Source organism: Kluyvera georgiana ATCC 51603, assembly GCF_001654985.1.
Classification (GTDB): Bacteria; Pseudomonadota; Gammaproteobacteria; order Enterobacterales; family Enterobacteriaceae; genus Kluyvera; species Kluyvera georgiana.
The window spans coordinates 1-3211 of sequence record NZ_LXEU01000093.1 but is presented as its reverse complement, the minus strand read 5'-3'; the positions used below and the strand labels follow the sequence as shown (position 1 = coordinate 3211).

The following is a 3211-nucleotide window of genomic DNA, read 5'->3' as shown; positions in this document are numbered from 1 at the left end:
GGAAGCGGATTTAACGAACTGCGGTTTGAGGATGCGACGGACCAGGAGCAGGTGTATATCCACGCGCAGAAGAACATGGACACGGAGGTACTGAATAACCGGACGACGGATGTAAAGGTGAACCATACGGAAACTATTGGTAACAACCAGAGCATTACCGTAGGGCTGGGCCAGACGGTTGCTGTAGGTAAAGAAAATGCCGGAGGGCATGATCAGAAAATCACCGTGATGCATGACCAGAGTATGAGCGTCGGGAATGACCAGACCCTCGAAGTCACAAACAATCGCACCAAAACGGTAGGTAACGATCAGGACAGTAAGGTAACGGGAAATGATACTGAAGAAGTAGAAAAATCCCAGACGATCACCATCGGTGAAGCGCTTTCGGTCACGGTCACTGATTCCATTGAATTTGTATGCGGGAAAAGTACATTGCGTATGGATAAAGATGGCTACATCACTATCAACGGGCATGAGTTATCTCTTGGAACAACTGGCGAACAGTATTACAAAGCGGATGGTGATATTAACCTACAGGCGAAAACCATTCTGGAGAATTAACCATGCAATTTGAATCATCAGTTTTACCTCTTGTTGAAGACAATGGCAGGCCCACAGAACTGCTGGACAAAATACTGGAAAGCGATGGGGCTCATCCTCCAGTTAATCCTTACCATATGCTTATTGGCCGGATTATTGCTGTTGATGATACGGGCACGTCTGTTGCGTTCAGTAACACTACATCCAAAGCCCTATCAGTATGCCCTTTGGAGAGAAAGGATATAGGAAGGCTGTGCGCAATCCAGTTCATCCAGGGAGATTTGAGCAAGCCATTGGTCATGGGGCTTATCCATACTCAGACTTCCACCGGACCAGGTGAAATACCGAAAACATCTGAAGTCTCCGTCAGGCGAAATGGAAAACAGGTGGTTATTCACGCTGATGATGAACTGGTACTCCAGTGTGGTGAATCCTGCATAGTCATGACAGCAGAAGGGACGGTTTACATTCGGGCACTTTATATTGACAGTCATGCACTGGCTACACAGCGGTTGCGTGGAGGGTCAGTTCAGGTTAATTAGGTAGGAATATGGAAATTATCAATGGTGCCCGGCACACTATCGCGGATATCACAACCGTCACGGATAAAGCTGGCCGGGAGCATGTAGTCGTCGTAATCAAAGCAACATATCGCATTCCTGCCAATGGTAAAGCCCCTCGTCCTCAACTCCCCCCCCAGCCTCTGAGCACCGAGGACAGCTTTGCAGGAGAACCAGGGCTATCAGCACCTCTATATGAAGTGGATTTTATACGATTCAAAGAAAAGTGTGATGTGCTGTTTAATGCCAGGGCCTATGCTCCACAGGGAAAGCCTGTCGAGGCACTTGATGTTGCAGTTAAGGTTGGTGCAATGCAAAAAGCATTGCATGTTGTCGGTCATCGACACTGGGACCGAAATGCTCCTGGTATGCTGAGCAGGCCAGAACCGTTCACCATTATGCCTCTTCTCTATGATCATGCCTTTGGCGGCGTTCAGCACTACAGAGATGGCAATGATCTCCTGCCTGATTTTTTCGGGGAAAATCCGATTGGCAAAGGCTATCTTAGCCCAAAAGGAGAGGATAACGCCGTGGAACTACCTAACCTTGAACTTATCAATAAGCCATTGTCATCAGCGTTGGAAAACTATGAACCAGTGGCATTGTCTGCTGTATCACGAAGCTGGATGCCACGCAGACGCTATGCCGGAACCTACGATCAACGCTGGAAGGATGAGTTTTTTCCTTTGCTCCCCGATGATTTTGATGAGCGCTATTTCCAGTGTGCTCCGGAAGATCAACAGATTGATTATCCTGTTGGTGGAGAAGAGGTTATTTTGCGTAACCTGATGCAGGGCCGTGATGAAGTACGATTTAAGCTTCCCAGGCTGGATAATTTACCTGTGAAGGTACTGATGTCTGATTACCAGGTACATACCCTGCCAGCCGTTGTTGATACGCTTTACTTTGAACCTGATGAAGCACGTTTCTCTGTTGTCTGGCGAGCCAGCCTGCCGGTAAAACGCCGCGTTCAGAGCATTCAGACAATCGCTGTCGGGCATGTATGCAGTAGCTGGTGGCAAGCCAGAGTAGCAGGTTCTCTGGGATGTACAGGATGCTCCGGCCAGCAGGGAGATACAACAATGGATGAATCTCCCCTTTCGGATAATGGTGAGGCGCTATGACAGCTTTACGTATTACAGCAACAGGAATGTGCTGCGCTGTCGGATATTCCACTGCGGCAGCAGTACCCGCTATCCGCGCAGGAATGGACCATTTCCGGGAAACGCAATTTGTTGACCCGCAAGGGAAATCGCTTATTGGCGCACAGCTTTACGGCATTGACCAGTGGGGAACCTCTCGAATGGGGTGGATGTTTCGGAGGGTATTGACTGAATGTCTGGCTAATGACAATCATGCCAGCGCCCTTAACAATACGGCCCTGATTTTGATTGTTCCCGAACCGGAGCGCCCCGGAGCCACTGAAAACTGGTCGGATGAAATCTACCAGGATTGCACGGCGCAGTACGACTTTCATCCTTGTTCTTGTGTAGTGCCGTCAGGAAAAGTTGGTCTGGTCTCTGCACTCGCGATGGCTTCAGATTTTTTGACGACAGGTCAAGTCCATCGAGTTTTGATAGCTGGCATGGACAGTTTTTTTAGTTCTGCGGCAATAACACACTATCTGGGGCAACAGCGTCTGTTAACCGGAGATAACAGCGATGGATTTATTCCCGGAGAAGCTGCCGGAGCCATAATAGTCACCCTCAACGAAAATCCAAATGATAACGGATTGATTATTTGTGGAATTGGCCAGGGCAATGAAGAGGCCCATATTTTACAGGATGAACTCCCTAATCGGGGGACTGGTCTGAACAAAGCGATTCGCAGGGCGGTGACTGACAGTGGGCATCCTTTGACAGAAACCCTGTTCCATATCAGTGCCGTCAGCCATGAGTCATTCTATTTCAGGGAAACTGAGCTGGCTGTCCTGCGTTCACTGGAACATAAAGTCGCTGATTACCCACATCTCATGCTGACCGCCAGTACCGGAGAGGTGGGAGCAGCGTCCGGCCCGTTGATGCTGGCATACCTGGCATCAGTCATGCCACGTCCGGATGGACCGGGGCGGAAAGGACTAATCCACCTCAGCGATGACTACGGGCACCGGG

The 3211-nt window shown here is 49.5% G+C and carries 4 protein-coding genes; all 4 read left to right on the top strand.

Translation table 11 applies throughout. The features are described 5' to 3' along the window. Positions 1 to 561 (top strand): bacteriophage T4 gp5 trimerisation domain-containing protein (locus tag M989_RS22250; protein ID WP_425337871.1); only part of this gene is annotated, 561 nt, incomplete at its 5' end. A gap of 2 nt (positions 562 to 563) precedes the next feature. Continuing rightward, positions 564 to 1082 carry a DUF6484 domain-containing protein gene (locus M989_RS22245; protein ID WP_064549015.1) on the top strand — a complete coding sequence of 173 codons (519 nt, stop codon included), beginning with the start codon at positions 564 to 566 and terminating at the stop codon, positions 1080 to 1082. Positions 1083 to 1090: 8 nt separating this feature from the next. After that, positions 1091 to 2224 carry a DUF2169 family type VI secretion system accessory protein gene (locus M989_RS22240; protein WP_064549013.1) on the top strand — a complete coding sequence of 378 codons (1134 nt, stop codon included), beginning with the start codon at positions 1091 to 1093 and terminating at the stop codon, positions 2222 to 2224. Further along, positions 2221 to 3211 (top strand): hypothetical protein (locus M989_RS22235; protein ID WP_064549011.1); only part of this gene is annotated, 991 nt, incomplete at its 3' end. The genes M989_RS22240 and M989_RS22235, both read left to right, overlap by 4 nt.